This window comes from Streptomyces violaceusniger Tu 4113, from assembly GCF_000147815.2.
In the GTDB taxonomy this organism is placed as follows: domain Bacteria; phylum Actinomycetota; class Actinomycetes; order Streptomycetales; family Streptomycetaceae; genus Streptomyces; species Streptomyces violaceusniger_A.
Window position 1 is genome coordinate 561,491 of sequence record NC_015957.1, and the last position, 25,396, is coordinate 586,886.

The following is a 25,396-nucleotide window of genomic DNA, read 5'->3' on the forward strand; positions in this document are numbered from 1 at the left end:
GTGCGGGGGCGGCGCTCTGGTGGTGCCGAGTCGCTGTGGGAGGACCGTAAGGACGGGCGGAATGTCTGTGGCTGACCGCGGCGCTCAGATTTGCTGACTCCATGTCTCATGTCGGTATGCGCCCGGGGTTGACCCGGTCCAGCGCCGGAACGCCCGGTGGAACGCCGTGTCCTCGGAGAAGCCCAGCCGTGCCGACAGGTCGGCGATGGGTTCGACCCCCTCGGCCAGGCTGCTGACCGCCTCGTCACGCCGCACGGTGTCCTTGAGCTCCTGGAAGGACGTGCCCTCCTCCCGTAGCCGCCGCCGCAGCGTCGCCGGGCTGACCGCCAGCCGGGCGGCGACCTCGGGAAGCTCCGGGAGCCGCGTGGTGCGCCGGCCGCGTGGGCTCGTCGCCGGGCCGCCGCGCGCCCGCAGCGCCCCGGTGAGCGCGTGCCGTACCTGCTCGGCGACGGTCGTCCCGTAGGCGCGGCGGCTGAGCAGCCCGGCGGGCGCGTGCCGCAGCAGCGTCTGGAGCGTGGACTCGTCCTGGACGACGGGGGCGGTCAGCCAGCGGCGGTCGAAACCGGCCGCGGTGCGCGGTGCGCCGAAGCGGGGCGGGCAGCCGAAGAGCGGCTCGTAGTCGTCGGCGTACGGGGGCGGGGGATACGCGAACTGGGCCCACAGCAGCGGGACCCGGCGTCCGATCAGCCAGCCGGCGAGCCGGTGCCAGATGAGCATGAGCCATTCGGCGACGATGTGGTGCTCGGCCGCCGTAAGGCCGTCAGCATGCGGGCCCAGCCCGCCGCGCAGGGCCAACACCGCCTCCCGGCCGTGGCCCTCGCCGCGCTCCAGGGCCAGATTGGGTCCGCCGGGGAAGAGCCGGTAGAAGCGCGCCCCGCGCTCCACCGCCGTGCCGAGGTCGGGGCAGCCCAGCGAGGCGTAGCACATCATCGCGAAGGTGCCGGGGCGGCTGCGGATGGTCCCCAGCCCCAGGAACTCGTCCCCGGTGGCCCGGTGCAGGGCGCGCACCAGCCGGGCGAACTGCTCGGGGGAGACGCGGGCGCGGTCGTCGGTGAGCAACAGCGGGGGTATCCGGGCCCGTTGCAGCAGGGGGACGGTGTCGAGGCCGAGCCGCTGCGCACCGCGCAGCGCGGCCCGTACATGGTGCACCGTCACCGTCCGCCGCCCGCGCCCCATGGTCGAAACCGTAGCCCGATCGGGGCGTTGCGTCAGCGGTGCGTCGCTGGACCCCTACGCGGCGTGAGCACCTTAAGGACGACGCGAGCGCCTTACGGGCTATCCTCGACGGCCCGGACGGACCTGTGAAAGCGGTGAGGGACATGACCACATCCCGGCGGCCCGCGACAGCCGAATGGCTGGGCCTCGAGCCCCATCCGGAGGGCGGCTGGTACCGGGAGACCTGGCGCAGCGATGTCACGGTGCGGCTGCCGGGGTACCAGGGCGAGCGCGCGACGGCCACGGCGATCTACTTCCTGCTGACTCCCGGTGAGGAGTCCCGCTGGCATGTGGTGCGCTCGGCCGAGCTGTGGCTGTGGCACAGCGGCGGCCCGCTGCAGCTCCGGCTGGGCGGTACGGGCGACGGCCCGGAGGCGACCCCCACGGAGCTGGTCCTGGGCTCCGATATCGCCTCCGGCCAGCGCCCCCAGGCCGTCGTCCCGCCGGGCACCTGGCAGTCGGCCCGTCCGGCGGCGGACGAGGAGGTCCTGGTGAGCTGTGTGGTCTCCCCGGGCTTCGACTTCGCCGACTTCCGGCTGTTGGAGGACTGACCGTCCCCGCGAGGCTCCGGGAAAAGGCAGAAAAGGCAGGAGCCCCGTCTCCCCGCCAGGCGGGGAGCAGGGCTCCTTAGGTGGTGCTGCTGGATCAGACGGGGCTGACGTTCTCCGCCTGTGGGCCCTTCGGGCCCTGAGTGACGTCGAAGGTCACGGCCTGGTTCTCCTCAAGAGAACGGAAGCCGGTCGCGTTGATCGCGGAGTAGTGAACGAAGACATCGGGGCCGCCGCCGTCTTGGGCGATGAAGCCGAAGCCCTTCTCGGCGTTGAACCACTTGACGGTTCCGGTAGCCATAAGCCCTCCTTGGGCCAAAGGGTTGCCCTGCTCCAGAACCTGCAAGAAGTCTGAAAACTACAAAAGCCCGCGGTTACATGCTCCGCAGGCTCTGTACTGCAAGGAAACCAAACTGCAACTTGCGGCGAGCCTAGCACGCTCCGTGTGCACGAGGAAAGAGCCGAAGATCACGAAAACGAGGGGTTTCCCTGGCCTCCAAGATGGATAAGATCGCAGGTCGAGCGCTTACCGGTCGGTCAGCGCAAGGCCGGCCGACCACCCCGCCGCCATTACCGGGGGCGAGCGGGGCTAGCCTCCGAGACGTGGACAATTCACCGAGTTCCCCCTCGCGGAGTACCCAGGACGCTTCCGAAAGCATCAGGCCCTCTGTCGGTCATCGGCTCAGCCGGCCAAAAGTGGGGCACATCCAGTACCTCAATTGCATGCCGTTGTACTGGGGCCTCGCCAGGACCGGATCGCTCCTGGATTTCGAGCTCACCAAGGCATCTCCCGATGCCCTCAACGACCTGCTGGTCCGCGGCGATCTCGACATCGGTCCGATCAGCCTGGTGGAGTATCTGCGCAATGCGGACGATCTCGTCGCGCTCCCCGACATCGCGGTGGGCTGCGACGGGCCCGTGATGTCCTGCGTGATCGTCTCGCAGTTGCCGCTGGAGCAGCTCAACGGGGCGCGCATCGCACTCGGTTCCGCCTCGCGCACCTCCGTACGCCTGGCTCAGCTCCTGCTCGCCGAGCGGTACGGGCTCACGCCCGACTACTACACCTGCCCGCCCGACCTCAGCCTGATGATGCAGGAGGCCGACGCGGCGGTGCTGATCGGCGACGCCGCGCTGCGGGCCAATCTCCACGACGCCCCCCGGCTGGGCCTCCAGGTCCACGACCTGGGGCAGATGTGGAAGGAATGGACCGGGCTCCCCTTTGTCTTCGCGGTGTGGGCGGCCCGCCGCGAGTACCTGGAGCGGGAGCCGGAGATCGTCCGGGGCGTGCACCAGGCGTTCCTGGAGTCGCGGAACGTCTCCCTGGAAGAGGTCGGCAAGGTCGCCGAGCAGGCGGCGCGCTGGGAGCAGCTCGAGTCGTCGGTGCTGGAGCGCTACTTCACCACCCTCGACTTCAGCCTGGGCGCGGAGCAGTTGCAGGGCATCGCGGAGTTCGCCCGCCGTACGGGTCCGACGACCGGATACCCGGCGGACGTCCGGGTCGATCTGCTGACCTGACCTGAGCCGACCTGACTTGAGCCGACCTGACCTTCCGGGCCGCACCGACCTGCGTGGATGGCGGGAACACCGCCTAAGCTGGACCGGCGCACGGAGGGGGAGGCAACGCGATGGATCCGCTGGGAGCGGACGATCCGCAGGTCATCGGCGCGTACCGGCTGCTCGGACGGCTCGGTTCGGGCGGGATGGGCCGGGTCTTTGTGGGACGCAGCGTGGGCGGGCGCACGGTAGCGGTGAAGGTTGTGCACGCCCATTTCGCGCTGGACGAGGAGTTCCGCGCCCGCTTCCGGCGCGAGGTCGACGCCGCGCGCCGGGTCGGCGGCGCCTTTACCGCGCCGGTCCTGGACGCCGACCCGGAGGCGCGCATTCCGTGGGTGGCCACCGGCTATGTGGCGGGCCCTCCGCTCAACCAGGCGGTGTCCGACGAGGGGCCGTTGCCCGAGTCGGCGGTGCGGGCCCTGGGCGCGGGGCTCGCCGAGGCCCTGGCCGCGGTGCACGCCCTCGGCCTGGTCCACCGCGACGTCAAGCCGTCCAATGTGCTGCTCGCGCTCGACGGTCCGCGTCTGATCGACTTCGGCATCGCCCGGGCCACCGAGGGCACGGTGTCACTGACCTCGACCGGCGCCTCCATCGGCTCGCCCGGCTATATGGCGCCCGAGCAGATCCTGGGCGAGGGCGTCGAGGGCGCGGCCGATGTCTTCTCCCTGGGGGCGGTGCTGGCGTACGCGGCGACCGGCAAGCCGCCGTTCCCGGGCGACACTTCGGCCGCGCTGCTCTACAAGGTGGTGCACGACGAGCCCCGGCTCGGCCCCGAGCTGACGGGTGACCTGCGCGATCTGGTCGCCGCGTGCCTTGCCAAGAACCCGGCCGACCGCCCCACCCCCGAGCGGATCGTGCGGCGCCTCGCCCCGGAGGACGGCGCCTCGGGGCTCGCGCGGCCGGGCTGGCTGCCGGGGGCGCTGGTCGAGCGGGTGAGCCGGCAGGTGGTGGAGCTGCTCGACCTGGAGGCGGAGGCCGTGGCACCGCCGCGCGTGGCCGAGCCGCCCGCTATAGGGCCGTCATCGATAGGACTGTCATCCACAGGGCCGTCCTCGGCCGAGCCGTCGGCCACGGAGCCACCCGCCGCCGAGCCCTCCACCACCCAGCCGCCCGCCGCGGACTCACCGACCCCGCCGCCCACCCCGGCCCCGGCCTCACCCCTGCTGGGCGCCTTCGGCCCGCCCGACCCGTCGTACGCCAACGGGCTGCCCCCGAAGGATCAGCCGACCGGGCCCCCGCTCCCCTACCCGCCGTCGTCGAAACCGGGCGGCCGAAGTGTCGCGCTCTCCGCCGCCGTCGGCGGTAAGAAGCGCCCCAAGGCGCTGAGCTGCACGCTGGTCCTGTCCGTCGCGGGCGCGCTGGCCGTCGCGACGACCGCCGCCGTGCTCTTCAAGGTGCTGCCCGGAGGCTCCGGCGACAACAGCGACCAGGGCGCCGCGGACCCCCGCCCCTCCGCCACCGGACGGAACCCGGGAGACGGAGCTCACGATGGCTCCGGAAAGGGCGCCGTGCCCAAGGCGTTCCTCGGCACCTGGCAGGGCGATCTGACCTCCGACTCGGGCATCCCGGTGGGCACCTTGACCATCACCTTCCGGCAGGGGCGGACCGGGCAGGACGTCGCCAGTGGCCGGGTCAAGCTGTCGGTGCTGCGCTGCGACAGCACCTGGAAGCTGGTCTCGGCGGCTCCGAAACAACTCCACCTCGACGCGCGCCTGAAGGGCTCCGAGCCCCAGCAGGGGTGCAGCGACGCCTCGACGGACGAGCAGTTCACCCTCACCTCCGACGGGGCGCTCAGCTACCAGGCGAAGGACGATCAGGCGGGTGACCCCACGGGCACTCTGCGCAAGCTGGAATGAGCGGGGGCGGGCGGCGCTGGTGTGCCCGACACGTACTCGTACTGGCGAAAAGGCGCTGGCGTACGCTGGGTCGGTCCACCCATAAACCTCCGAAAGGTACGCCCCGGTGACCGCAAACGCAGAGGTGCAGGTAGTCCTCGACCGCGCCGCCGACGGGGGTCGGATCACCCCACAAGAGGCGCTCGACCTTTACCGTTCGGCCCCGCTGCACGCGCTGGGGGCCGCCGCCGACGCGGTCCGGCGCCGTCGCTACGCGGGCACCGAGCACATCGCGACGTACATCATCGAACGGAACATCAACTACACCAACGTCTGCGTCACGGCGTGCAAGTTCTGCGCCTTCTACGCCGCGCCGAAGGACACGGCGAAGGGCTGGAGCCGCGATCTCGACGACATCCTGCGGCGCTGCGCGGAGACCGTCGAGCTGGGCGGCACGCAGATCATGTTCCAGGGCGGCCATCACCCGGACTACGGCGTGGAGTACTACGAGAAGCACTTCTCGGCCATCAAGAAGGCGTTCCCGCAGCTCGTGATCCACTCGCTGGGGGCGTCCGAGGTCGAGCACATGGCGCGGATCTCGGGCGTCCCGGCCGAGGAGGCCATCCGCCGTATCCACGCGGCCGGTCTCGACTCCTTCGCGGGCGCGGGCGCCGAGCTGCTGCCCGAGCGGCCGCGCAAGGCCATCGCACCGCTCAAGGAGTCCGGCGAGCGCTGGCTGGAGATCATGGAGATCGCCCACAACCTCGGCGTGGAGTCCACCTCCACCATGCTGATGGGCACCGGCGAGACCAACGCCGAGCGGATCGAGCACATCCGCATGATCCGTGATGTGCAGGACCGTACGGGCGGCTTCCGCGCCTTCATCCCGTACACCTACCAGCCCGAGAACAACCATCTGAAGGGCCAGACGCAGGCGACCGTCTTCGAGTACCTGCGGATGATCGCCATCGCCCGGCTCTTCCTCGACAACGTGGCCCATATCCAGGGTTCCTGGCTGACCGTGGGCAAGGAGGCCGGCCAGTTGGCCCTGCACTACGGGGCGGACGACCTCGGCTCGGTGATGCTGGAGGAGAACGTGGTCTCCTCGGCGGGCGCCCGCCACCGCTCCAACCGGATGGAGCTGCTCCACCTCATCCGCGCGGCCGGCCGGGTCCCCGCGCAGCGCGCGACGACGTACGAGCACCTGGTGGTGCACGACGACCCGGCGAACGACCCGGTCGACGACCACGTCGTCTCGCATCTGTCCTCGACGGCGATCGACGGTGGCACGGCCCACCCCGAGCTGACGGTGATCCAGGCGTCCTGATGCTCACGCTCCACGCGGCGCCCGTCGTCCGGTACACCCCCGACGACGCGGCGCCGCTGCACGAGGCCGCCGTCGCGGTCGACGGCGACCGCATCGCGGCCATCGGCCCCCTGGAGGAGCTGCGGCGGGCCTTTCCGCGGGCCCGGGTGCGGGAGTGGCCCGGGGAGCTCGGCCCGGCTCTCGTCCACGAGGGCCCGGTCCCCGACGCGCCCAGCCCGCGGGAGCGGATTCACGCCCTGCTGCGGCGGGGCGCGACCGCCGTCCTCGCGCAGCACCTCGGCGACGCCGAGCTGCGCGCGGCCGCCCACCGGGGCGGCATCACCGTCCTGGACCGGCCCCGGCCGCCCGTGCTCGCCCTGGCGGGCCGCGCGGACCTGGCCGTCTTCGACGCGGACGGCGCATGCCTGGCCACGGTGGTGGCGGGGCGGCTGGTGCACCGCCGCCGCTGAGGCACGCCGGGCCCCGGGCGGGGGCACGGGGCGCGGGAGGTGAACAATGGGGGCGTGAGCCGAGCATCCCTGGACAAGCAGCCGCACGAAGTCGCCGCCATGTTCGACGGCGTGGCGGCCAAATACGACCTCACCAACGATGTGCTGTCGCTCGGGCAGGCCCGGCTGTGGCGCAAGGCAGTCGCCCGGGCCGTGGACGCGCGCGCCGGTGAGCGGGTGCTCGACCTCGCCGCCGGTACGGGGACGTCCTCGCTCCCGTTCCTGGCGGCGGGCGCGTACGTGGTGCCGTGCGACTTCTCGCTCGGGATGCTCCGGGAGGGCAAGAAGCGCCATCCGCGGCTGCCGCTGACGGCGGGCGACGCGACCCGGCTGCCCTTCGCGGACGGGGTCTTCGACGCCGTCACGATCTCCTTCGGGCTGCGCAACGTCCAGGACACGCAGGGGGCGCTGCGCGAGATGCTGCGGGTGACCCGGCCCGGCGGACGGGTCGTCATCTGCGAGTTCAGCCACCCCACATGGGAGCCGTTCCGCACGGTCTACAGCGAGTATCTGATGCGCGCGCTGCCGCCGATCGCGACGTCGGTCAGCAGCAACCCGGACGCGTATGTCTACCTCGCCGAGTCCATCCGCGCCTGGCCGGACCAGCCCCGTCTCGCCGCCCGGCTGCGGTCGGCGGGCTGGGAGCGGCCGGCCTGGCGCAACCTCACCGGCGGCGTGGTGGCCCTCCACCGGGCGTACAAGCCGTAAGGCGGCCACGAACGCGGCCCTACGAGCCGTAACGTGGCCCTACGAGCCGTAAGGCGGCCGTACGAGCCGTAAGGCGGCCACGCACGCGGCATACGAGCCGTAAGGCGGTCACCGGCCGGGCCGCGGGGGACGGCTCCCTGCGCCCCTTCGCGAGTGCCGGAGTTACGCCCCCCATAGACTGCAGCTGTCCAGTGCCCGGCGTGACCGGCACGCCGTTACCGAGGCTTGGGGAGACCCGCGTGAGCGAGACCGCACCCACCGAGAGCGCGTCCTTTGGGATCTCGGAGCGCAGCGCCGATGTGATCGTCGTCGGCGCCGGACCGGCCGGCTCCACCACCGCGTACCACCTCGCCAAGGCGGGGCTGGATGTGGTGCTGCTGGAGAAGACGGCCTTTCCGCGCGAGAAGGTGTGCGGTGACGGTCTGACCCCGCGCGCCACCAAGCAGCTCGTGGCCATGGGCATCGACATCTCCGAGGAGGCGGGCTGGCTGCGCAACCGGGGCCTGCGGATCATCGCAGGCGGGGTGCGGCTGCAGCTCGACTGGCCGGATCTGGCCGCGTACCCCAACTACGGCCTGGTCCGTAAGCGCGACGACTTCGACGAGCAGCTCGCGCGGCAGGCGCAGAAGGCCGGGGCCCGGCTGTACGAGCGCTGCAATGTGGGCGCCCCGATCACCGATGAGCGCACCGGCCGGATCACCGGGGTCCACGCGAAGCTGGGCGAGGAGAAGACGCCCGTCGCCTTCCACGCGCCCCTGGTGGTCGCCGCCGACGGCAACTCCACCCGGCTCTCGCTCGCCATGGGGCTGCACCGGCGCGAGGACCGTCCGATGGGCGTGGCCGTGCGGACGTACTTCACCTCGCCCCGCCATGACGACGACTACCTGGAGTCCTGGCTGGAGTTGTGGGACCGGCGCGGTGCGCAGGACCGGCTTCTGCCCGGCTACGGCTGGATCTTCGGAATGGGTGACGGCACGAGCAATGTGGGCCTGGGCGTCCTCAACACCTCGTCCTCCTTCAAGGAGCTCGACTGGCGCGAGGTTCTCAAGGCGTGGTGCGCCTCGATGCCGGAGGACTGGGGCTACACCCCGGAGAACATGACCGGCCCGATCCGCGGCGCAGCGCTCCCGATGGCCTTCAACCGGCAGCCGCACTACACCCGCGGGCTGCTGCTCGTCGGTGACGCGGGCGGCATGGTCAACCCGTTCAACGGCGAGGGCATCGCCTATGCGATGGAATCCGGGCAGATCGCCGCAGACGTGATCGTCCAGGCCCATGCCCGCGCCACCGCCCCCCAGCGCGAACTGGCCCTCCAGCGCTACCCGAAGGTCCTCAAGGACACCTACGGCGGCTATTACACGCTGGGCCGGGCGTTCGTGAAGCTGATCGGCAATCCGAAGGTCATGAAGCTGGCGGCGCAGCGCGGGCTGACGCATCCAATGCTGATGCGGTTCACCCTGAAGCTGCTGGCGAATCTGACGGATCCGACGGGCGGCGACGCGATGGACCGCATCATCAACGGCCTCACCAAGGTGACCCCGCGAGCCTGACGGCCCCGTAAGGGCCTCGGCCCGGCCGAAGGGCGGCCAAGCGCCCCGAAGGGGCGCGGGGCTGTATCAATATGCGGCTCCGCCGGGGGGCGCGACCACAGCCACGGCGACGCCGCAGACGGCCGACCACGTATTGCGGCACTTCCAGCGGAGCGCTCAGGCGCCCGGGCCGCCGCTCGCGATGACGCCGAACGGCGCCCGGACCACATCCGCCAGCCAGGCCATCCGGCCGATCCCCTCGGCCGACATGGCCGGCATCAGCACCGAACCGCCCAGGTCCTGTCCCTTGGCCACCACCGCGTCGCAGTCCGCCACCTCGAAGTACGGCAGCCACTGCGGGGGCGTCGAATGCCCCTCCTGGAGCTGGGCGACGCCGCCGAAGGAGCCCTCCCGGCCGGCGCCGGTGGTCATCAGCACCGTGTACGCCCCGCCGGGGAAGGACATCTCCTCGGCGTCCCAGCCGAAGACCTTGCGGTAGAAGGCCAGGTCCCTGGGGGGATCGGGGGAGTGCAGCTCGGTCCAGCACAGGGCGCCGGGGTCGTTGACCGCGTCCAGCCCCGCCGTCCTGCCGGGCTGCCAGATGGCGAAGCGGGCGCCGCCGGGGTCGGTGAACTGGGCCATCCGCCCCTCCTCGAAGACGTCGAACGGAGCGAGCCGCACCGTGCCGCCCGACTGCTCGACGGTCCGCGCGGTCTCCTCGGCGTCACGGGTGTGGAAATACGGCGTCCAGGCGGACCGTGCGCCCTCCTCGGTGAGCGGCCCGACGGCCGCGACGGTCTTCCGGCCCAGGGTGAAGAAGCCGTACCCGCCCGCCTCGGGGCCGGCCGACTCGAAGCGCCAGCCCATCAGGGAGCCGTAGAAGGCCACGGCCGCTTCGGTGTCGGGGGCGCCCAGATCGAGCCAGTTGGGGGCGCCGGGGACGTAATCGGTGGTGAGCATGGGCGCTCCTTCGACGGTCGAGCGCGAAGACGCGGGAAGTCCTGCTGGCGATTGCCTCGCTCTGTCCGGGATTGCCTCGTTACTCAGTCTGGCACCGGGCACCGACAGCCGCCGCCGGGCTCGACATGACGTCGCCGTGGGGCGGTGGTGACAATGAAGGCAGGGGGCGCCGTGCGCGCCAGCCGCGGTGACGCCGGATCGATGGGGCTCACAGGGCAGGTTCCACCGCCGGTGGGCCTGGCAGGAGGTACACCATGACGAAGGCAGCGGACATCATGCACCCGGGCGCGCAGTGGATTCCGGAGAACGAGTCGGTGCTGCGTGCCGCCCAGATGATGCGGGACCTGGGCGTGGGGGCCCTGCCGGTCAGCGACAGCAACGAGCGGCTGTGCGGCATCGTCACCGACCGCGACATCGTGGTCGGATGCATCGCGGAGAACTGCGATCCGTCCCGGACGCCCGTCGGACAGCTCACCGAGGGCACCCCGCGCTGGATTCCCGCGGACGCCGATGTCACCGACGTCCTGCGGGAGATGGAGGAGCACAAGATCCGCAGGCTGCCGGTGATCGACCAGAACAAGCGGCTGGTCGGAATGATCTCCGAGGCGGATCTGGCGCACCACCTCAGTGACGACCTCCTCGGCGAGTTCCTGGAGAAGGTCTACGCGCAGTAGGCGCGCGATGGGGTCGTGAGGCCGCCGTCCGCGGTGGGACGGCGGCCCCGGGCCCATGTGTCGGGAGGTGCGCCTATTTTTTAATCAGGACGCGCCGCCAGGACGCGCGCCTTACGGGAACGCGCCGCCTTACAGGACGCGCACGGCCCCGGTGGGCATGTCGTAGTCCAGCGGGCGCTCGACGATCCCGGTGCTCGAGTTCTGGGCGCCGATGAAGTTGCCGCCACCGACGTAGACACCGACGTGGTACGCGCTGCCGGCGCTGCCCCAGTAGAGCAGGTCGCCCGGCTGCAGGGAGTCCAGCGAGACCGAGGTGCCGGTGGTGGACTGGTCTTGGGAGACCCGCGGCAGGCTCACGCCGATCTGCTTGAAGGCGGCCTGGGTCAGCCCGGAGCAGTCGTAGGAGGACGGACCGCTGGAGCCGAGCACATACGCCTTGCCGAGCTGCGCCTTCAGGAAGCTGATCAGCGTGGCGGTGTTGCCGGTGGCGTTGCTGACGCTGGTGGTGGACAGCGTGGTGCGCTCGGCGGAGCGCGACGCCTTCGCCGCCTGGGCCTTGGCCTCGGCCGCACGCTTGGCGGCCGCCTTACGGGCCGCCTCGCGGGCTTCCTTCGCCTTACGGTCGGCCTCCGCCTTGGCCTTCTTGGCGGCGATCTTCGCGTGGGCCTCCGCCTGCTCCTGCTGTGCCCGGAGCTCGTAGTCGGACGCGGCCTGCTGCGTGGCGTCGGCGGTCTGGGCGGCCGTGCTCGCCAGCGTGGCGCTGACGGTCGGCATTTCCAGGGTGGACTCGGCCGGGGCGGCCTTGGACTCCGTGGCGGAGGCGGGCACGGCGGCACCGGCCACCGCGAGGGTGAGGAAGCCACCGGTCATCCCTGCGCGGAGTGCACGCGTGGACGCGGCACGGCGGGGCTTCCGGTGGCTGGGTATGTGTGCGACTGGGGACATAGGTCCCTGGCTATCAGGGCCCTAAGGCCCAGATCAACAAAAGTGGGGTGCGCCACATTTGACGTGCACACGCCCAAAAATCGGACCAAACGATCTTCGTGGGCCCCTCGTCAGCCATGCCCGAATTTCTCGATCATGTCTCTACGCACGGCATTTGGCGGCCATACGGTGTCTACGGGCGATCTACCACCGATGCGGCCCGCGTACAAAGGATTCCCGGGAAATCTAGATCCACAACCGGTTCGGGCGTGGGATACCTCACTCGCTCCGAGCCGCTCGTGAACGCGTGCGCGAGCCGGTGATCAATCGGTGATCGACCCGTGATCGATCGACGCCCGGGATGAGAGTCGCCCGTGAGGATGGCGGACGCTTATCAGGGCGACAAAGTCCATCGCAAATTTGCATGTATGTACCATGTCTTGGTAGGAGCGCAACGCGCTCACCTGTGATGACGTCTCGGAATGTCACTTCTCGTGGTCGTTCGGATGCTTCACGTACAAGATCACCGCTCATCCGACTTCATGATCCTTCGTCAGGTGGTGGAGATCACAAAGACGTTGTCGTACCCCGTGTCGCAGATCACAGACCGACGGGCATAGGATGCAGGCGAAACGGGCTTGTGAACTGCCTCACATGTGCGCGATCTTCGTGGGGTGACCGGCATGTCCGTGCGGTCCGCCAAGCAGTCATCGTCGACTGAAGGGAGCGAGGACGGTGAACGCATACGCGCCCATCCTCGTACTGGGAGCCCTCGGGGCAGGTTTTGCGATCTTCTCGGTGCTCATGGCCGCGATCATCGGCCCCAAGCGCTACAACCGGGCCAAGCTCGAGGCCTATGAGTGCGGCATCGAGCCGACTCCGCATCCGTCCGGCGGTGGGCGCTTCCCCATCAAGTACTACCTGACGGCGATGCTCTTCATCGTCTTCGACATCGAGATCGTCTTCCTCTACCCCTGGGCCGTCACCTTCGACGCCCTCGGGTTGTTCGGGCTCGTGGAGATGCTCCTCTTCGTGCTCACCGTCTTCGTGGCCTACGCCTACGTATGGCGGCGCGGCGGCCTGGAGTGGGACTAAAGGGGCTCAAGAGGAGATAGGGGAAACATCGCATGGGTATCGAAGAGAAGCTCCCGAGTGGGTTCCTGCTCACCACCGTGGAACAGGCCGCCGGGCTGGCCCGTAAGTCCTCCGTCTTCCCGGCCACCTTCGGCCTGGCCTGCTGTGCCATCGAAATGATGACCACGGGTGCCGGGCGCTACGACCTCGCGCGCTTCGGCATGGAGGTCTTCCGCGGCTCGCCCCGCCAGGCCGACCTGATGATCGTCGCCGGGCGCGTCAGCCAGAAGATGGCCCCGGTGTTGCGCCAGGTTTACGACCAGATGCCGAACCCGAAGTGGGTCATCTCCATGGGCGTCTGCGCCTCCTCCGGAGGGATGTTCAACAACTACGCGATCGTGCAGGGCGTCGATCACATCGTCCCGGTCGACATCTATCTGCCCGGCTGTCCGCCGCGCCCCGAGATGCTCTTGGACTCGATCCTCAAGCTGCACCAGAAGATCCGCGAGGAGAAGCTCGGCGTCAATCGCGAGCGTGCGGCCCGTGAGGCGGAGGAGGCGGCGCTCAAGGCGTTGCCGTTGATCGAGATGAAGGGGCTTCTTCGGTGAGCGACGCACACGAGGCCACCGGGCCGCAGACGGCGACGAAGGCCGCACCTCTGCGCCTCGTGGGCGGAGAAGCGAACGGAGGGGAAAGGCGTTGACCGAGGCCAATGGGTCCAACGGGGTCAACCCGGACAAGGACCTCAACGCTGAGAACCTCCCCGGCCGCCGCGGCGACCAGGGCGAGCCCGTCCGCGTCCAGCGCGGGATGTTCGGCGCCAACAACGGCGGCGACACCACCGGCTACGGCGGGCTGGTGCGCCCCGTACGGCTGCCCGGCCAGGCCACCCGGCCGTACGGGGGCTGGTTCGACGAGGTCGCCGACGAACTCGAGGGCGCGCTCGAGGAGCAGTCGCTGCTCCCGGAGAACGCGATCGAGAAGACCGTCGTGGACCGCGATGAGCTGACCTTCCACATCGCCCGCGAGCACCTCCCGCGGGTCGCCCGGACCCTGCGCGACGACCCGGCGCTCCGCTTCGAGCTGTGCACCGGCGTCAGCGGGGTGCACTTCCCCGGCGACAAGGGCCGCGAGCTGCACGCCGTCTACCACCTGCGGTCGCTCACCCATGGCCGGGTGGTCCGGCTGGAGGTGTGCGCCCCCGACAGCGATCCGCACATCCCGTCGATCGTCGATGTCTATCCGACCAACGACTGGCATGAGCGCGAGACCTACGACTTCTTCGGCCTGATCTTCGACGGTCATCCCGCGCTGACGCGGATCATGATGCCCGACGACTGGCAGGGCTTCCCGCAACGCAAGGACTACCCGCTCGGCGGCATCCCCGTCGAGTACAAGGGCGCCCAGATCCCTGCTCCGGACCAGCGGAGGTCGTACAGCTGATGACTGCCCCCCACGCAACGCCTTCTGCCTCCGCACGCGAGACGACCGAAGGCACCGTCTACACCGTCACCGGCGGCGACTGGGACGAGGTCGTGGCCGCCGCGGCGAAGGCCGACGACGAGCGGATCATCGTCAACATGGGTCCGCAGCACCCCTCCACCCATGGGGTGCTCCGGCTGATCCTGGAGATCGACGGCGAGACGGTCACCGAGGCCCGCTGCGGAATCGGTTATCTGCACACCGGGATCGAGAAGAACCTCGAATTCCGGAACTGGACGCAGGGCACCACCTTCGTGACGCGCATGGACTATCTGACGCCCTTCTACAACGAGGCGGCGTACTGCCTGGGCGTCGAGAAGCTGCTCGGCATCGAGGATCAGATCCCGGACCGGGCCACGGTGATCCGGGTGCTGCTGATGGAGCTCAACCGGCTCTCCTCGCATCTGGTGGCCATCGCCACCGGCGGTATGGAGCTCGGCGCGACCACCATCATGATCTACGGCTTCCGCGACCGTGAGCTGATCCTGGACGTCTTCGAGCTGGTCACCGGCCTGCGGATGAACCACGCGTTCATCCGGCCCGGCGGGCTCGCCCAGGATCTGCCGCCGGGGGCGGTCGACCAGATCCGGGCCCTGCTCAAGACGATGCGCAAGAACCTTCCCGAGTACGACAAGCTCGCCACCGGGAACCCGGTCTTCAAGGCCCGGCTGCAGAACGTGGGCTATCTCGACCTCGCCGGGTGCATGGCGCTCGGCGTGACCGGCCCGATACTGCGGGCCACCGGGCTGCCGCACGATCTGCGCAAGACCGATCCGTACTGCGGCTACGAGACCTATGACTTCGAGGTGCCGACCGCCGACACCTGCGATGCCTACGGCCGCTTCCTGATCCGGCTGGAGGAGATGCGCCAGTCGCTGCGGATCGTCGAGCAGTGCCTGGAGCGGCTCGAGCCGGGTCCGGTGATGGTCGCGGACAAGAAGATCGCCTGGCCCGCGCAGCTCGCGCTCGGCCCGGACGGCCTCGGCAACTCCCTGGACCACATCAAGAACATCATGGGCACCTCCATGGAGGCCCTGATCCACCACTTCAAGCTGGTGACCGAGGGATTCCGGGTGCCTCCCGGACAGACGTACGCGGCGATCGAGTCGCCCAAGGGGGAACTGGGCGCCCACATGGTCAGCGACGGCGGCACCCGCCCGTTCCGCGTCCACTTCCGCGACCCGTCCTTCACCAATCTGCAATCCGTGGCGGCGATGTGCGAGGGCGGTCAGGTCGCCGATGTGATCGTGGCCGTCGCGTCCATCGACCCCGTGATGGGAGGAGTGGACCGGTGACAGACGTACAGCTGGGGATGCCGGAGCTGCCGGCCCCCGACTACCCCGCCGAGGTACGCGCCCGGCTCGAGGCGGACGCCCGGGAGGTGATCGCCCGCTACCCGGACAGCCGCAGCGCGCTGCTGCCGCTGCTGCATCTGGTGCAGTCCGAGGAGGGCCATGTCACCCGCACCGGCATGCGGTTCTGCGCCGAGGTGCTGGGGCTGACCACCGCCGAGGTCACCGCCGTCGCCACCTTCTACACGATGTACCGGCGCAAGCCCTCCGGCGACTATCAGGTGGGGGTGTGCACCAACACCCTGTGCGCGGTGATGGGCGGCGACGCGATCTTCGAGGAGTTGCAGAGCCACCTGGGCGTGGGCAACGGGGAGACCACCGAGGACGGCAAGGTCACCCTGGAGCACATCGAGTGCAACGCGGCCTGCGACTACGCGCCCGTGGTGATGGTCAACTGGGAGTTCTTCGACAACCAGACCATCGAGTCCGCCAAGGGGCTGGTCGACGATCTGCGGGCGGGCCGGACGGTCGAGCCGACCCGGGGCGCGCCACTGTGCACCTACCAGGAGACCGCCCGGATCCTGGCCGGCTTCCCCGACGCCCGTCCGGGCGCCGTCGAGGCCGGTGGCTCCGCGGGCCCCGCCTCGCTGGTCGGGCTGCGGCTGGCCAAGGGGGAGACCGCGCCCGGCCGGGTCGTCTCGCCGAGGTCCGCTGACGCCCCACAGGACGAGGCGCCGCCGACGCATCCCAGCTCGCATGACGCGCCGCAGCGGACCTCCGCCTCCGATCCGCACCACCCCGCAGGTCCGGTCGCCGAGGAGGGGGAGTGATGACCGTGACAACCGAGGTCAATGGGCACAGCCCCGAGAAGCTGCTGGCACCCGTGCTCTCCGCCTTCTGGGACCAGCCGAACTCCTGGGCCCTGCGCACCTATCTGCGGCACGAGGGCTACGAGGGCATGCGCAAGGCCCTCGCCATGGACCCCGACGCGGTGATCGCGCTGGTGAAGGACGCGGGTCTGCGCGGACGTGGCGGCGCCGGCTTCCCCACCGGAATGAAGTGGCAGTTCATTCCGCAGGGCGACGGCAAGCCGCACTATCTCGTCGTCAACGCCGATGAGTCGGAACCGGGCACCTGCAAGGACATCCCCCTTCTCTACGCCAATCCGCACTCGCTCATCGAGGGCATGGTCATCGCCTGTCATGCCATCCGCTCCGAGCACGCCTTCATCTATCTGCGCGGCGAGACCGTCCCCGTGCTGCGGCGGCTGCACGAGGCCGTTCGCGAGGCGTACGAGGCGGGCTACCTCGGTACGGCGGAACGGCGGCGGGACAAGCTCGGGGTGGACGGACTTCCCGGTCTGGACATCACCGTGCACGCGGGCGCCGGCGCGTACATCTGTGGTGAGGAGACCGCGCTGCTGGACTCGTTGGAGGGACGCCGCGGCCAGCCCCGGCTGCGGCCCCCTTTCCCCGCGGTCGCCGGTCTGTACGCCTGCCCCACTGTGGTGAACAACGTCGAATCCATCGCCTCGGTTCCCGCGATCCTCAACAAGGGCAAGGAATGGTTCCGTTCGATGGGCAGCGAGAAGTCCCCGGGCTTCACGCTCTACTCGCTGTCCGGCCATGTGGCCAATCCCGGACAGTTCGAGGGCCCGCTCGGGATCACCCTGCGCCAACTGCTCGACATGAGCGGCGGGATGCGCCCCGGCCACCGGCTGAAGTTCTGGACCCCGGGCGGCTCGTCCACCCCGCTGCTCACCGAGGAGCACCTGGACGTCCCGCTGGACTACGAGGGCGTGGGCGCGGCCGGGTCGATGCTGGGCACCAAGGCGCTCCAGTGCTTCGACGAGACCACCTGCGTGGTACGGGCGGTGACCCGCTGGACCGAGTTCTACGCGCATGAGTCCTGCGGCAAGTGCACACCCTGCCGCGAGGGCACGTACTGGCTGGTGCAGCTTTTGCGCGATCTGGAGGCCGGTAAGGGGCGCATGGACGACCTCGACAAGCTGGCCGACATCGCCGACAACATCAACGGCAAGTCCTTCTGCGCCCTCGGCGACGGCGCGGCCAGCCCCATCTTCTCCTCGCTGAAGTACTTCCGCGAGGAGTACGAGCAGCACATCACCGGCGGAGGCTGTCCGTTCGACCCGGCCAAGTCGACCGTCTGGGCCGACGAGCCGCGCTCCACTCACCTGGGGGTGAACGCATGACCGTGACCACCAACGCACCCTCGTCGGGCGGGGAGGCGGCGGTGCCGCGAGAAGACCTGGTCTCCGTCACCATCGACGGGATCGAGATCTCGGTCCCCAAGGGGACGCTGGTCATCCGTGCCGCCGAACTGCTCGGCATCGAGATCCCCCGGTTCTGCGACCATCCGCTCCTCGACCCGGCCGGCGCCTGCCGCCAGTGCATCGTCGAGGTGGAGGGCCAGCGCAAGCCGATGGCCTCCTGCACCATCACCTGCACCGACGGGATGGTCGTCAAGACGCAGCTCACCTCCCCGGTGGCCGAGAAGGCACAGCGCGGGGTGATGGAGCTGCTGCTGATCAACCACCCGCTGGACTGCCCGGTCTGCGACAAGGGCGGTGAATGCCCGCTGCAGAACCAGGCGATGAGCGCCGGACAGGCCGACAGCCGCTTCGAGGGCAAGAAGCGCACCTTCGCCAAGCCGGTGCCGATCTCGGCCCAGGTGCTGCTGGACCGCGAGCGCTGTGTGCTGTGCGCGCGCTGCACCCGCTTCTCCAACCAGATCGCGGGCGACCCGATGATCGAGCTGCTGGAGCGGGGCGCGCTGCAGCAGGTGGGCACCGGCGAGGGCGACCCGTTCGAGTCGTACTTCTCCGGCAACACCATCCAGATCTGCCCGGTGGGCGCCCTGACCTCGGCGGCGTACCGCTTCCGCTCCCGCCCCTTCGACCTGGTCTCCTCGCCCAGTGTGTGCGAGCACTGCGCGGGCGGCTGCGCGACCCGCACCGACCACCGGCGCGGCAAGGTCATGCGGCGGCTGGCGGCGGACGACCCCGAGGTCAACGAGGAGTGGATCTGCGACAAGGGCCGCTTCGGCTTCCGCTACGCGCAGTTGCCCGAGCGGCTCAGCACGCCGCTGGTGCGCGACCGTGAGACGGGGAAGCTGGAGCCGGCGAGCTGGCCCGAGGCGCTGGACGCGGCGGCCGAGGGGCTGGGGATGGCGCGCGGCCGTACCGGCGTGCTCACCGGCGGCCGGCTGACCGTCGAGGACGCGTACGCCTACGCGAAGTTCGCGCGGCTCGCCCTGGACACCAACGACATCGACTTCCGGGCCCGTACGCACAGCGATGAGGAGGCCGACTTCCTGGCCACCCATATCGCGGGCCGGGGGCGTGACCTGGACGGCGGCGGGCTCACCTACGCCACGCTGGAGAAGGCCCCGGCCGTGCTGCTGGTGGGCTTCGAGTCCGAGGAGGAGTCGCCCGGCGTCTTCCTGCGGCTGCGCAAGGCACACCGCAAGCACGGACAGCGCACCTTCTCGCTGGCCGGCCACGCGACCCGGGGCCTGCAGAAGGCGGGCGGCACGCTGCTGCCGGCCGCCCCCGGCACCGAGCCGGAGTGGCTGGACGCCATCGCGGGCCGCACCGGTCTGGACGAGAGCGGGGAGCGGGCCGCCGAGGCGCTGCGCGAAGGGGGCGCGGTGATCATCGTGGGCGAGCGGCTGGCGTCCGTGGCCGGCGGGCTGACCGCCGCCGTACGGGCCGCCGCCGCCACCGGGGCCACACTCGCCTGGATTCCGCGCCGGGCGGGGGAGCGGGGCGCGATCGAGGCGGGCGCCCTTCCCGGGCTGCTGCCCGGCGGCCGCCCGGCCCACGACCCGCGGGCCCGCGAGGAGGTCTCCTCCGTCTGGGGCACCAGCGACCTGCCGCACCAGGTGGGCCGGGACACCGGCCAGATCATCGAGGCCGCGGCGGTCGGCGGGCTCGGCGCGCTGCTGGTCGCGGGTGTCGAGGTCGCCGATCTGCCCGATCCGGCGCGGGCGCTGGAGGCCCTGGACGCCGTCGACTTCGTGGTCAGCCTCGAGCAGCGGCCCTCGGAGGTCACCGAGCTGGCCGATGTGGTGCTGCCGGTCGCGGCGGTCGTCGAGAAGTCCGGCACCTTCCTCAACTGGGAGGGGCGGGCCCGGCCGTTCGAGGCGGCGCTCAAACCCGACCAGATGACCCGCCGTCATACGCTGCCGGACGCCCGGGTGCTGCACATGCTGGCCGACGCGCTGGACGCGCCCCTGGAGCTGCCGGACGTCGAGGCCGTACGCGCCGAGATGACCCGGCTCGGCACCTGGCAGGGCCCGCGCGCCACCGCCTCGCTGGAGACGGGCGGCCCGCTGCCCCGGCCGGCCGAGGGCGAGGCGGTGCTCGCCGGCCATCGGCTGCTGCTCGACCAGGGCCGGCTGCAGGAGGGCGATCCGGCGCTGGCCGGGACCCGCCACGCGGCCGTGGCCCGGCTGTCGGCCGCCACAGCGGGCGAGGCGGGCGTCGAGGACGGCCAGATCCTCCGCGTCAGCGGCCCGGCCGGCTCGGTCCAACTGCCGCTGAGCATCACCCCGATGCCCGACCGGGTGGTCTGGCTGCCGCTGGCCTCCGTCGGCGGCGGTGTCCACCGCGATCTGGGAGCCCGCCCCGGTGATGTCGTCACGATCACTGCCCCCGCGACGGAGGTGACCCAGTGAGGTATCTCGCCGCAGAGGACCTGTCCATGTTCGGCACCGACCCGTGGTGGCTGGTCCTGATCAAGGCCGTCTTCTGCTTCGCGTTCCTGATGGTGACGGTGCTGATCTCCATCGTCATGGAGCGCAAAGTGGTCGGCTGGATGCAGTTGCGCATCGGGCCCAACCGCCACGGCCCCTGGGGCATGCTGCAGTCCCTCGCGGACGGCGTGAAGCTGATGCTCAAGGAGGACGTGGTCGTCAAGGGCGCGGACAAGGTGGTCTACGTCCTGGCGCCGGTCGTCGCGGCCATCCCCGCCTTCATGGCGGTCGCGGTGATGCCGTTCGGCCCCTCGGGAGGCGAGGTCTCGATCTTCGGCCATCGCACCGCGATGCAACTGACCGATCTGCCGATCGCCGTCCTCTACATCCTCGCCACCGCCTCGGTCGGCATCTACGGCATCGTGCTCGCGGGCTGGTCCTCCGGATCGACCTATCCGCTTCTGGGCGGCCTGCGCTCCTGCGCCCAGATGATCAGCTACGAGATCGCGATGGGGCTCTCCTTCGCGGCGGTCTTCCTCTACTCCGGGTCGATGTCGACCTCGCAGATCGTCGAAGGGCAGCACGACCGCTGGTACGCGGTGCTGCTGCCGGTCTCGTTCCTCATCTACATCGTCTCGATGATCGGTGAGACCAACCGGGCGCCGTTCGACATGCCGGAGTCCGAGGGCGACCTGGTCGGCGGCTTCAACACCGAGTACTCGTCGATCAAGTTCGCGATGTTCATGCTCGCCGAGTACATCAACATGGTTACCGTCTCGATGGTCGCCGTCACCCTCTTCCTCGGCGGCTGGCGGGCGCCCTGGCCGATCAGCACCTTCTGGGAAGGCGCCAACCACGGCTGGTGGCCGATGCTGTGGTTCGTCGGCAAGGTCGTCACCTCGCTGTTCGTCTTCATCTGGGTGCGCGGCACGCTCCCGCGCGTGCGCTACGACCAGTTCATGAAGCTGGGCTGGAAGGTGCTCATCCCGATCTCGATGGTCTGGCTGATGCTGGTCGCCACCGTCCGGGCGCTGCGCAACGAGAACTACGACTACCAGGACATCGTGCTGTACGTGGGCAGCGCGGTGATCGCGCTGCTGCTGCTGTCCTTCGTGGTCGACTTCTTCCGCGACCGCTCGGCGACCGAGGCCGAGGCCGGAGCGGAACAGGGACCGGAGCCCGCCTTCGATCCGATGGCGGGCGGTTTCCCGGTGCCGCCGCTGCCCGGCCAGACCTTGCCGCCCGTCCCCCGCCGACGTCCGCGCACCGAGCGCGAGTTGATTGTCAGTGGTGGCCCCGACACTGTCAGTGACGGAAAGGAGGCCGACGGTGCCTGACTTCCAGAATCCGGTGGCCGGCTTCGGCGTGACCTTCAAGGCCATGTTCAAGAAGCGGCTCACCGAGCAGTACCCAGAGGAGAAGAAGCCCACCGCGCCCCGCTTCCACGGACGCCACCAGCTCAACCGTCATCCGGACGGGCTGGAGAAGTGCATCGGCTGCGAGCTGTGCGCCTGGGCCTGCCCCGCCGACGCGATCTATGTGGAGGGCGCGGACAACACCGACGAGGAGCGCTACTCCCCGGGCGAGCGTTACGGCCGCGTCTACCAGATCAACTATCTGCGCTGCATTCTGTGCGGCCTGTGCGTCGAGGCGTGCCCCACCCGGGCGCTGACCATGACCAATGAGTACGAGCTCGCCGACCGCAGCCGCACCTCGCTCATCTACACCAAGGAAGAGCTGCTCGCGGGCCTCGAGGACGGGATGGTCGACTCCCCGCACGCCATCTACCCCGGCACCGACGAGCAGGACTACTACCGGGGTCTGGTGACCGAGGCCGCGCCCGGCACCTCCCAGCAGGTCGCGGTCAGCAAGGGCGAGACCCCGTCCGAGAAGGCCGCGGGGGACGAGGAGTCGCAGGAGCCGCAGGACCGGCAGCGGGGGGTGCAGGCATGAGCGGCACTCTGGCCGCTGCGGCCTCCACCACCTCCACGGGTGAGGCCCTCCAGTTCTGGGTGCTCGGCACCGTCGCCGTGATCGGCGCGCTGTGCACGATCCTGATGCACAAGGCCGTGCACAGCGCCCTGTGCCTGGCGGGCACCATGATCGTCCTGGCGGTCTTCTACCTCGCCAACGGCGCGTACTTCCTGGGCGTCGTCCAGATCGTCGTCTACACCGGCGCGATCATGATGCTCTTCCTCTTCGTGGTGATGCTGGTCGGTGTCACCGCGGCCGACTCCCTCAAGGAGACCCTGAAGGGGCAGCGCTGGCTCGCCGCCCTGTGCGGGCTCGGCTTCGGCATCCTGCTGTGCGCCGGGCTCGGCAACGCGTCGCTGACGACGTGGAACGGCCTGGGCCAGGCCAACGCCGGCGGCAATGTGGAGGGCCTGGCGGCACTGATCTTCACCAAGTACGTCTTCGCCTTCGAGATCACCGGCGCGCTGCTGATCACCGCGGCGGTCGGCGCGATGGTGCTGACCCACCGCGAGCGCACCGAGCGGGCCCGCACCCAGCGCGAGCAGGCCGAGGCGCGGGTGCGCACCGGGCGGAACGTGCCGCCGCTGCCCGCCCCCGGCGTGTACGCGCGGCACAACGCGGTGGACATCCCCGGTCTGCTGCCCGACGGCACCCCGTCCGAGCTCACCGTCAACGCGACGCTGCGCGGCCGCGGTCAGATCCGGGACGTCTCCAGCGAGGCGCTGGCCGAGCTGGCGGCGCTGGAGCAGCGCTCGCAGCGCTGGCTGGGCCGCAAGGCCAAGGACACCGGCAAGAAGGCCGAGGACGCCGCGGAGCCGGAGCACGGCGAGAACGGTGAGAACGGCGAGAACGCGGCCGGCGCGAACTCGAGGGGAGTCGCCAAGTGAATCCGGTCAACTACCTCTACCTGGCCGCCCTGTTGTTCACCATTGGTGCGGCCGGTGTCGTGATCAGGCGGAACGCGATCGTCCTCTTCATGTGCGTCGAGCTGATGCTGAACGCGTGCAACCTGGCGTTCGTCACCTTCTCCCGGCTGCACGGCAATCTCGACGGCCAGATCATCGCGTTCTTCACGATGGTCGTGGCCGCGGCGGAAGTCGTGGTCGGTCTCGCGATCATCGTGTCCGTCTTCCGCTCCCGCCACTCGGCCTCGGTCGACGACGCCAGCCTGATGAAGCTCTAGAAGGGGTCGCGTTCAAGTGGAGAACCTCATCGGATTGCTTGTCGCGGCGCCGCTTCTCGGCGCTGCCCTGCTGCTGTGCGGGGGGCGGCGGCTGGACGGCAAGGGCCACTACATCGGCACGGTGCTCGCCGCCGCCTCCTTCGTGATCGGCGCCGTGCTCTTCGCGGAGATGCTCGGCCGCGGCGAGCACGACCGGGCCCTGCACAGCAAGGTCTTCAGCTGGATCCCGGTGGGCGGCTTCCGGGCGGACGTCGCCTTCCAGCTCGACCAGCTGTCCATGACCTTCGTCCTGCTGATCACCGGTGTGGGCACGCTGATCCACATCTATTCGATCGGCTATATGGAGCACGACGAGCGCCGCCGCCGCTTCTTCGGCTATCTCAACCTCTTCCTCGCGGCCATGCTGTTGCTCGTCCTCGCCGACAACTACCTGCTGCTGTACGTCGGCTGGGAGGGCGTCGGTCTCGCCTCGTACCTGCTGATCGGCTTCTGGCAGCACAAGCCCAGCGCGGCGACGGCGGCGAAGAAGGCGTTCATCGTCAACCGCGTCGGCGATGTGGGCCTGTCGATCGCGATCATGCTGATGTTCACGACCTTCGGGACCTTCACCTTCGCCCCGGTGCTGACCAACGCGGACCACGCGAGCGAGGGCAAGCTCACCGCGATCGGGCTGATGCTGCTGCTCGCCGCCTGCGGTAAGTCGGCCCAGGTGCCGCTGCAGTCCTGGCTCGGGGACGCGATGGAGGGCCCGACCCCGGTCTCGGCCCTGATCCACGCGGCGACGATGGTGACCGCGGGCGTGTATCTGATCACCCGCTCCGGCGCGATCTTCGACAACGCCCCGGACGCCCAGACCGCGGTGGTCACGGTCGGCGCGGTCACGCTCCTCTTCGGTGCGATCGTCGGTTGTGCCAAGGACGACATCAAGAAGGCCCTGGCCGGGTCCACCATGTCGCAGATCGGCTACATGATCCTGGCCGCCGGGCTCGGCCCGATCGGCTATGTCTTCGCGATCATGCACCTGGTGACCCACGGCTTCTTCAAGGCGGGGCTCTTCCTCGGGGCCGGTTCGGTCATGCACGCCATGAACGACGAGGTCGACATGCGCAAGTACGGGGCCTTGAGGAAGTACATGCCGATCACCTTTGTCACCTTCGGGCTCGGCTATCTCGCGATCATCGGCTTCCCGGGGCTCTCCGGCTTCTGGTCCAAGGACAAGATCATCGAGGCGGCCTTCGCCAAGGGCGGCACCGAGGGCTGGATCCTCGGCGGCGCGGCCCTGCTGGGCGCGGCCATCACCGCGTACTACATGACGCGGGTGATGCTGCTGACCTTCTTCGGCGAGAAGCGCTGGGTGCCCGACGAGGCAGGCCAGGAGCCGCATCCGCACGAGTCGCCCTCGTCCATGACCATCCCCATGATGGTCCTGGCCGTGGGATCGGTCTTCGCGGGCGGGCTGTTCAGCCTCAACGACTCGTTCCTGAAATGGCTGGAGCCGGTCACCGGCCACAGCCACGGCGACTCCCCGCTCAGCGCCGCGGCGGTCACCGGCGGAACGATGGTGGTGCTGCTGATCGGTGTGGCGCTCGCCTGGGCGCAGTACGGACGCCGGCCGGTGCCGCGCACCGCCCCCCGCGGCTCCCTGCTCACCCGCGCCGCCCGGCGCGATCTGCTGCAGGACGACTTCAACCATGTCGCACTCGTCAAACCCGGCCAGTACCTGACCCGCGGTCTGGTCTATGTCGACCACAAGCTGGTCGACGGGGTGGTCAACGGCACCGCGGCCGGAGTCGGCGGACTCTCCGGCCGGCTGCGGAAGCTGCAGAACGGCTACGCCCGAACGTACGCGGTCTCGATGTTCGGCGGTGCGGCGGTGCTCATCGCCGCGACCCTGCTGATGAGGGCGGTCTGAG

At 70.0% G+C, this 25,396-nt stretch carries 24 protein-coding genes; 20 read left to right on the forward strand and 4 right to left on the reverse strand.

The annotated features are described in order from the left end of the window. Positions 1-84: 84 nt before the first annotated feature. Positions 85-1,176, reverse strand: coding sequence for an AraC family transcriptional regulator (locus tag STRVI_RS02540; RefSeq protein WP_014054050.1), 1,092 nt, complete (start codon positions 1,174-1,176; stop codon positions 85-87). A gap of 143 nt (positions 1,177-1,319) precedes the next feature. Here STRVI_RS02540 and STRVI_RS02545 point away from each other — a divergent pair, with 143 nt between their 5' ends. Beyond that, positions 1,320-1,766 (forward strand): cupin domain-containing protein, encoded by a 447-nt coding sequence (locus STRVI_RS02545; RefSeq protein WP_043235315.1) that lies wholly within the window; start codon positions 1,320-1,322, stop codon positions 1,764-1,766. 94 nt (positions 1,767-1,860) lie between these two features. Here STRVI_RS02545 and STRVI_RS02550 read toward each other — a convergent pair whose 3' ends face one another. Next, positions 1,861-2,064 (reverse strand): cold-shock protein, encoded by a 204-nt coding sequence (locus STRVI_RS02550; RefSeq protein ID WP_014054052.1) that lies wholly within the window; start codon positions 2,062-2,064, stop codon positions 1,861-1,863. A gap of 356 nt (positions 2,065-2,420) precedes the next feature. On the opposite strand from STRVI_RS02550, the gene STRVI_RS02555 reads away from it, so the two are divergent. From STRVI_RS02555 to STRVI_RS02580, 6 genes are all read left to right on the forward strand, one after another. Then, on the forward strand, positions 2,421-3,278 hold the full coding sequence (locus STRVI_RS02555; protein ID WP_043237721.1) for a menaquinone biosynthetic enzyme MqnA/MqnD family protein: 858 nt from the start codon (positions 2,421-2,423) through the stop codon (positions 3,276-3,278). Between the two features lie 110 nt (positions 3,279-3,388). Then, entirely contained in the window at positions 3,389-5,173 is a 1,785-nt protein-coding gene (locus STRVI_RS02560) for a serine/threonine-protein kinase (RefSeq protein ID WP_014054054.1), read from the forward strand. A 106-nt stretch (positions 5,174-5,279) separates the two neighbouring features. Continuing rightward, entirely contained in the window at positions 5,280-6,479 is a 1,200-nt protein-coding gene (gene mqnC, locus STRVI_RS02565) for a cyclic dehypoxanthinyl futalosine synthase (RefSeq protein WP_014054055.1), read from the forward strand. Continuing rightward, the gene (locus tag STRVI_RS02570; RefSeq protein WP_014054056.1) at positions 6,479-6,928 is read left to right on the forward strand and encodes an imidazolonepropionase-like domain-containing protein; all 450 of its coding nucleotides are present in this window, start codon (positions 6,479-6,481) and stop codon (positions 6,926-6,928) included. Before mqnC ends, STRVI_RS02570 begins: the two co-directional genes overlap by 1 nt. Before the next feature lie 54 nt (positions 6,929-6,982). After that, positions 6,983-7,675 (forward strand): demethylmenaquinone methyltransferase, encoded by a 693-nt coding sequence (locus STRVI_RS02575; RefSeq protein WP_014054057.1) that lies wholly within the window; start codon positions 6,983-6,985, stop codon positions 7,673-7,675. 239 nt (positions 7,676-7,914) lie between these two features. Beyond that, positions 7,915-9,225, forward strand: coding sequence for a geranylgeranyl reductase family protein (locus STRVI_RS02580; RefSeq protein ID WP_014054058.1), 1,311 nt, complete (start codon positions 7,915-7,917; stop codon positions 9,223-9,225). A gap of 156 nt (positions 9,226-9,381) precedes the next feature. Here the strand turns inward: STRVI_RS02580 and STRVI_RS02585 are convergent, their stop codons facing one another. Beyond that, complete coding sequence (locus tag STRVI_RS02585; protein ID WP_014054059.1) at positions 9,382-10,164, reverse strand: VOC family protein; 783 nt, start codon at positions 10,162-10,164, stop codon at positions 9,382-9,384. Between the two features lie 254 nt (positions 10,165-10,418). Here STRVI_RS02585 and STRVI_RS02590 point away from each other — a divergent pair, with 254 nt between their 5' ends. Then, entirely contained in the window at positions 10,419-10,838 is a 420-nt protein-coding gene (locus STRVI_RS02590; protein ID WP_014054060.1) for a CBS domain-containing protein, read from the forward strand. 129 nt (positions 10,839-10,967) lie between these two features. Here the strand turns inward: STRVI_RS02590 and STRVI_RS02595 are convergent, their stop codons facing one another. Then, positions 10,968-11,783, reverse strand: coding sequence for a C40 family peptidase (locus STRVI_RS02595; RefSeq protein ID WP_014054061.1), 816 nt, complete (start codon positions 11,781-11,783; stop codon positions 10,968-10,970). 714 nt (positions 11,784-12,497) lie between these two features. Here STRVI_RS02595 and STRVI_RS02600 point away from each other — a divergent pair. The 12 genes from STRVI_RS02600 to nuoL all read left to right on the forward strand — a co-directional run bounded on the left by STRVI_RS02600 (position 12,498) and on the right by nuoL (position 25,395). After that, positions 12,498-12,857: an NADH-quinone oxidoreductase subunit A gene (locus STRVI_RS02600; protein WP_014054062.1), complete on the forward strand. Its 360-nt coding sequence runs from the start codon at positions 12,498-12,500 to the stop codon at positions 12,855-12,857. A 32-nt stretch (positions 12,858-12,889) separates the two neighbouring features. After that, positions 12,890-13,444, forward strand: coding sequence for a NuoB/complex I 20 kDa subunit family protein (locus STRVI_RS02605; RefSeq protein ID WP_014054063.1), 555 nt, complete (start codon positions 12,890-12,892; stop codon positions 13,442-13,444). A gap of 91 nt (positions 13,445-13,535) precedes the next feature. After that, positions 13,536-14,279 carry an NADH-quinone oxidoreductase subunit C gene (locus STRVI_RS02610; RefSeq protein WP_014054064.1) on the forward strand — a complete coding sequence of 248 codons (744 nt, stop codon included), beginning with the start codon at positions 13,536-13,538 and terminating at the stop codon, positions 14,277-14,279. Next, positions 14,279-15,613 carry an NADH-quinone oxidoreductase subunit D gene (locus STRVI_RS02615; protein WP_014054065.1) on the forward strand — a complete coding sequence of 445 codons (1,335 nt, stop codon included), beginning with the start codon at positions 14,279-14,281 and terminating at the stop codon, positions 15,611-15,613. Before STRVI_RS02610 ends, STRVI_RS02615 begins: the two co-directional genes overlap by 1 nt. A 17-nt stretch (positions 15,614-15,630) precedes the next feature. Beyond that, positions 15,631-16,440, forward strand: a complete 810-nt coding sequence (gene nuoE / locus STRVI_RS02620; RefSeq protein ID WP_050993878.1) for an NADH-quinone oxidoreductase subunit NuoE — start codon at positions 15,631-15,633, stop codon at positions 16,438-16,440. Then, a complete protein-coding gene (gene nuoF, locus STRVI_RS02625; RefSeq protein ID WP_014054067.1) occupies positions 16,440-17,822 on the forward strand; it encodes an NADH-quinone oxidoreductase subunit NuoF in 1,383 nt (460 codons plus the stop codon). Before nuoE ends, nuoF begins: the two co-directional genes overlap by 1 nt. Then, positions 17,819-20,308 carry an NADH-quinone oxidoreductase subunit G gene (locus STRVI_RS02630; RefSeq protein WP_014054068.1) on the forward strand — a complete coding sequence of 830 codons (2,490 nt, stop codon included), beginning with the start codon at positions 17,819-17,821 and terminating at the stop codon, positions 20,306-20,308. The genes nuoF and STRVI_RS02630 overlap by 4 nt, the downstream gene beginning before the upstream one ends. 26 nt (positions 20,309-20,334) lie before the next feature. Continuing rightward, on the forward strand, positions 20,335-21,663 hold the full coding sequence (nuoH, locus tag STRVI_RS02635; protein WP_043237725.1) for an NADH-quinone oxidoreductase subunit NuoH: 1,329 nt from the start codon (positions 20,335-20,337) through the stop codon (positions 21,661-21,663). Further along, positions 21,656-22,279, forward strand: coding sequence for an NADH-quinone oxidoreductase subunit NuoI (gene nuoI, locus STRVI_RS02640; RefSeq protein ID WP_014054070.1), 624 nt, complete (start codon positions 21,656-21,658; stop codon positions 22,277-22,279). Before nuoH ends, nuoI begins: the two co-directional genes overlap by 8 nt. Beyond that, positions 22,276-23,187 carry an NADH-quinone oxidoreductase subunit J gene (locus tag STRVI_RS02645; RefSeq protein ID WP_014054071.1) on the forward strand — a complete coding sequence of 304 codons (912 nt, stop codon included), beginning with the start codon at positions 22,276-22,278 and terminating at the stop codon, positions 23,185-23,187. Before nuoI ends, STRVI_RS02645 begins: the two co-directional genes overlap by 4 nt. Then, on the forward strand, positions 23,184-23,483 hold the full coding sequence (nuoK, locus tag STRVI_RS02650) for an NADH-quinone oxidoreductase subunit NuoK (protein WP_014054072.1): 300 nt from the start codon (positions 23,184-23,186) through the stop codon (positions 23,481-23,483). Before STRVI_RS02645 ends, nuoK begins: the two co-directional genes overlap by 4 nt. Before the next feature lie 16 nt (positions 23,484-23,499). Beyond that, positions 23,500-25,395 (forward strand): NADH-quinone oxidoreductase subunit L, encoded by a 1,896-nt coding sequence (nuoL, locus tag STRVI_RS02655; protein WP_014054073.1) that lies wholly within the window; start codon positions 23,500-23,502, stop codon positions 25,393-25,395. The last annotated feature ends 1 nt before the right edge of the window (position 25,396 follow it).

Excerpts from the sequence above, each read along its gene's own strand:
- STRVI_RS02540 (WP_014054050.1), bottom strand. The coding sequence starts at position 1,176 with ATGGGGCGCGGGCGGCGGACGGTGACGGTGCACCATGTACGGGCCGCG.
- STRVI_RS02545 (WP_043235315.1), top strand. The coding sequence starts at position 1,320 with ATGACCACATCCCGGCGGCCCGCGACAGCCGAATGGCTGGGCCTCGAG.
- STRVI_RS02550 (WP_014054052.1), bottom strand. The coding sequence starts at position 2,064 with ATGGCTACCGGAACCGTCAAGTGGTTCAACGCCGAGAAGGGCTTCGGC.
- STRVI_RS02560 (WP_014054054.1), top strand. The coding sequence starts at position 3,389 with ATGGATCCGCTGGGAGCGGACGATCCGCAGGTCATCGGCGCGTACCGG.
- STRVI_RS02570 (WP_014054056.1), top strand. The coding sequence starts at position 6,479 with ATGCTCACGCTCCACGCGGCGCCCGTCGTCCGGTACACCCCCGACGAC.
- STRVI_RS02585 (WP_014054059.1), bottom strand. The coding sequence starts at position 10,164 with ATGCTCACCACCGATTACGTCCCCGGCGCCCCCAACTGGCTCGATCTG.
- STRVI_RS02590 (WP_014054060.1), top strand. The coding sequence starts at position 10,419 with ATGACGAAGGCAGCGGACATCATGCACCCGGGCGCGCAGTGGATTCCG.
- STRVI_RS02595 (WP_014054061.1), bottom strand. The coding sequence starts at position 11,783 with ATGTCCCCAGTCGCACACATACCCAGCCACCGGAAGCCCCGCCGTGCC.
- STRVI_RS02605 (WP_014054063.1), top strand. The coding sequence starts at position 12,890 with ATGGGTATCGAAGAGAAGCTCCCGAGTGGGTTCCTGCTCACCACCGTG.
- STRVI_RS02615 (WP_014054065.1), top strand. The coding sequence starts at position 14,279 with ATGACTGCCCCCCACGCAACGCCTTCTGCCTCCGCACGCGAGACGACC.
- nuoE (WP_050993878.1), top strand. The coding sequence starts at position 15,631 with ATGCCGGAGCTGCCGGCCCCCGACTACCCCGCCGAGGTACGCGCCCGG.
- nuoF (WP_014054067.1), top strand. The coding sequence starts at position 16,440 with ATGACCGTGACAACCGAGGTCAATGGGCACAGCCCCGAGAAGCTGCTG.
- STRVI_RS02630 (WP_014054068.1), top strand. The coding sequence starts at position 17,819 with ATGACCGTGACCACCAACGCACCCTCGTCGGGCGGGGAGGCGGCGGTG.
- nuoH (WP_043237725.1), top strand. The coding sequence starts at position 20,335 with ATGTTCGGCACCGACCCGTGGTGGCTGGTCCTGATCAAGGCCGTCTTC.
- STRVI_RS02645 (WP_014054071.1), top strand. The coding sequence starts at position 22,276 with ATGAGCGGCACTCTGGCCGCTGCGGCCTCCACCACCTCCACGGGTGAG.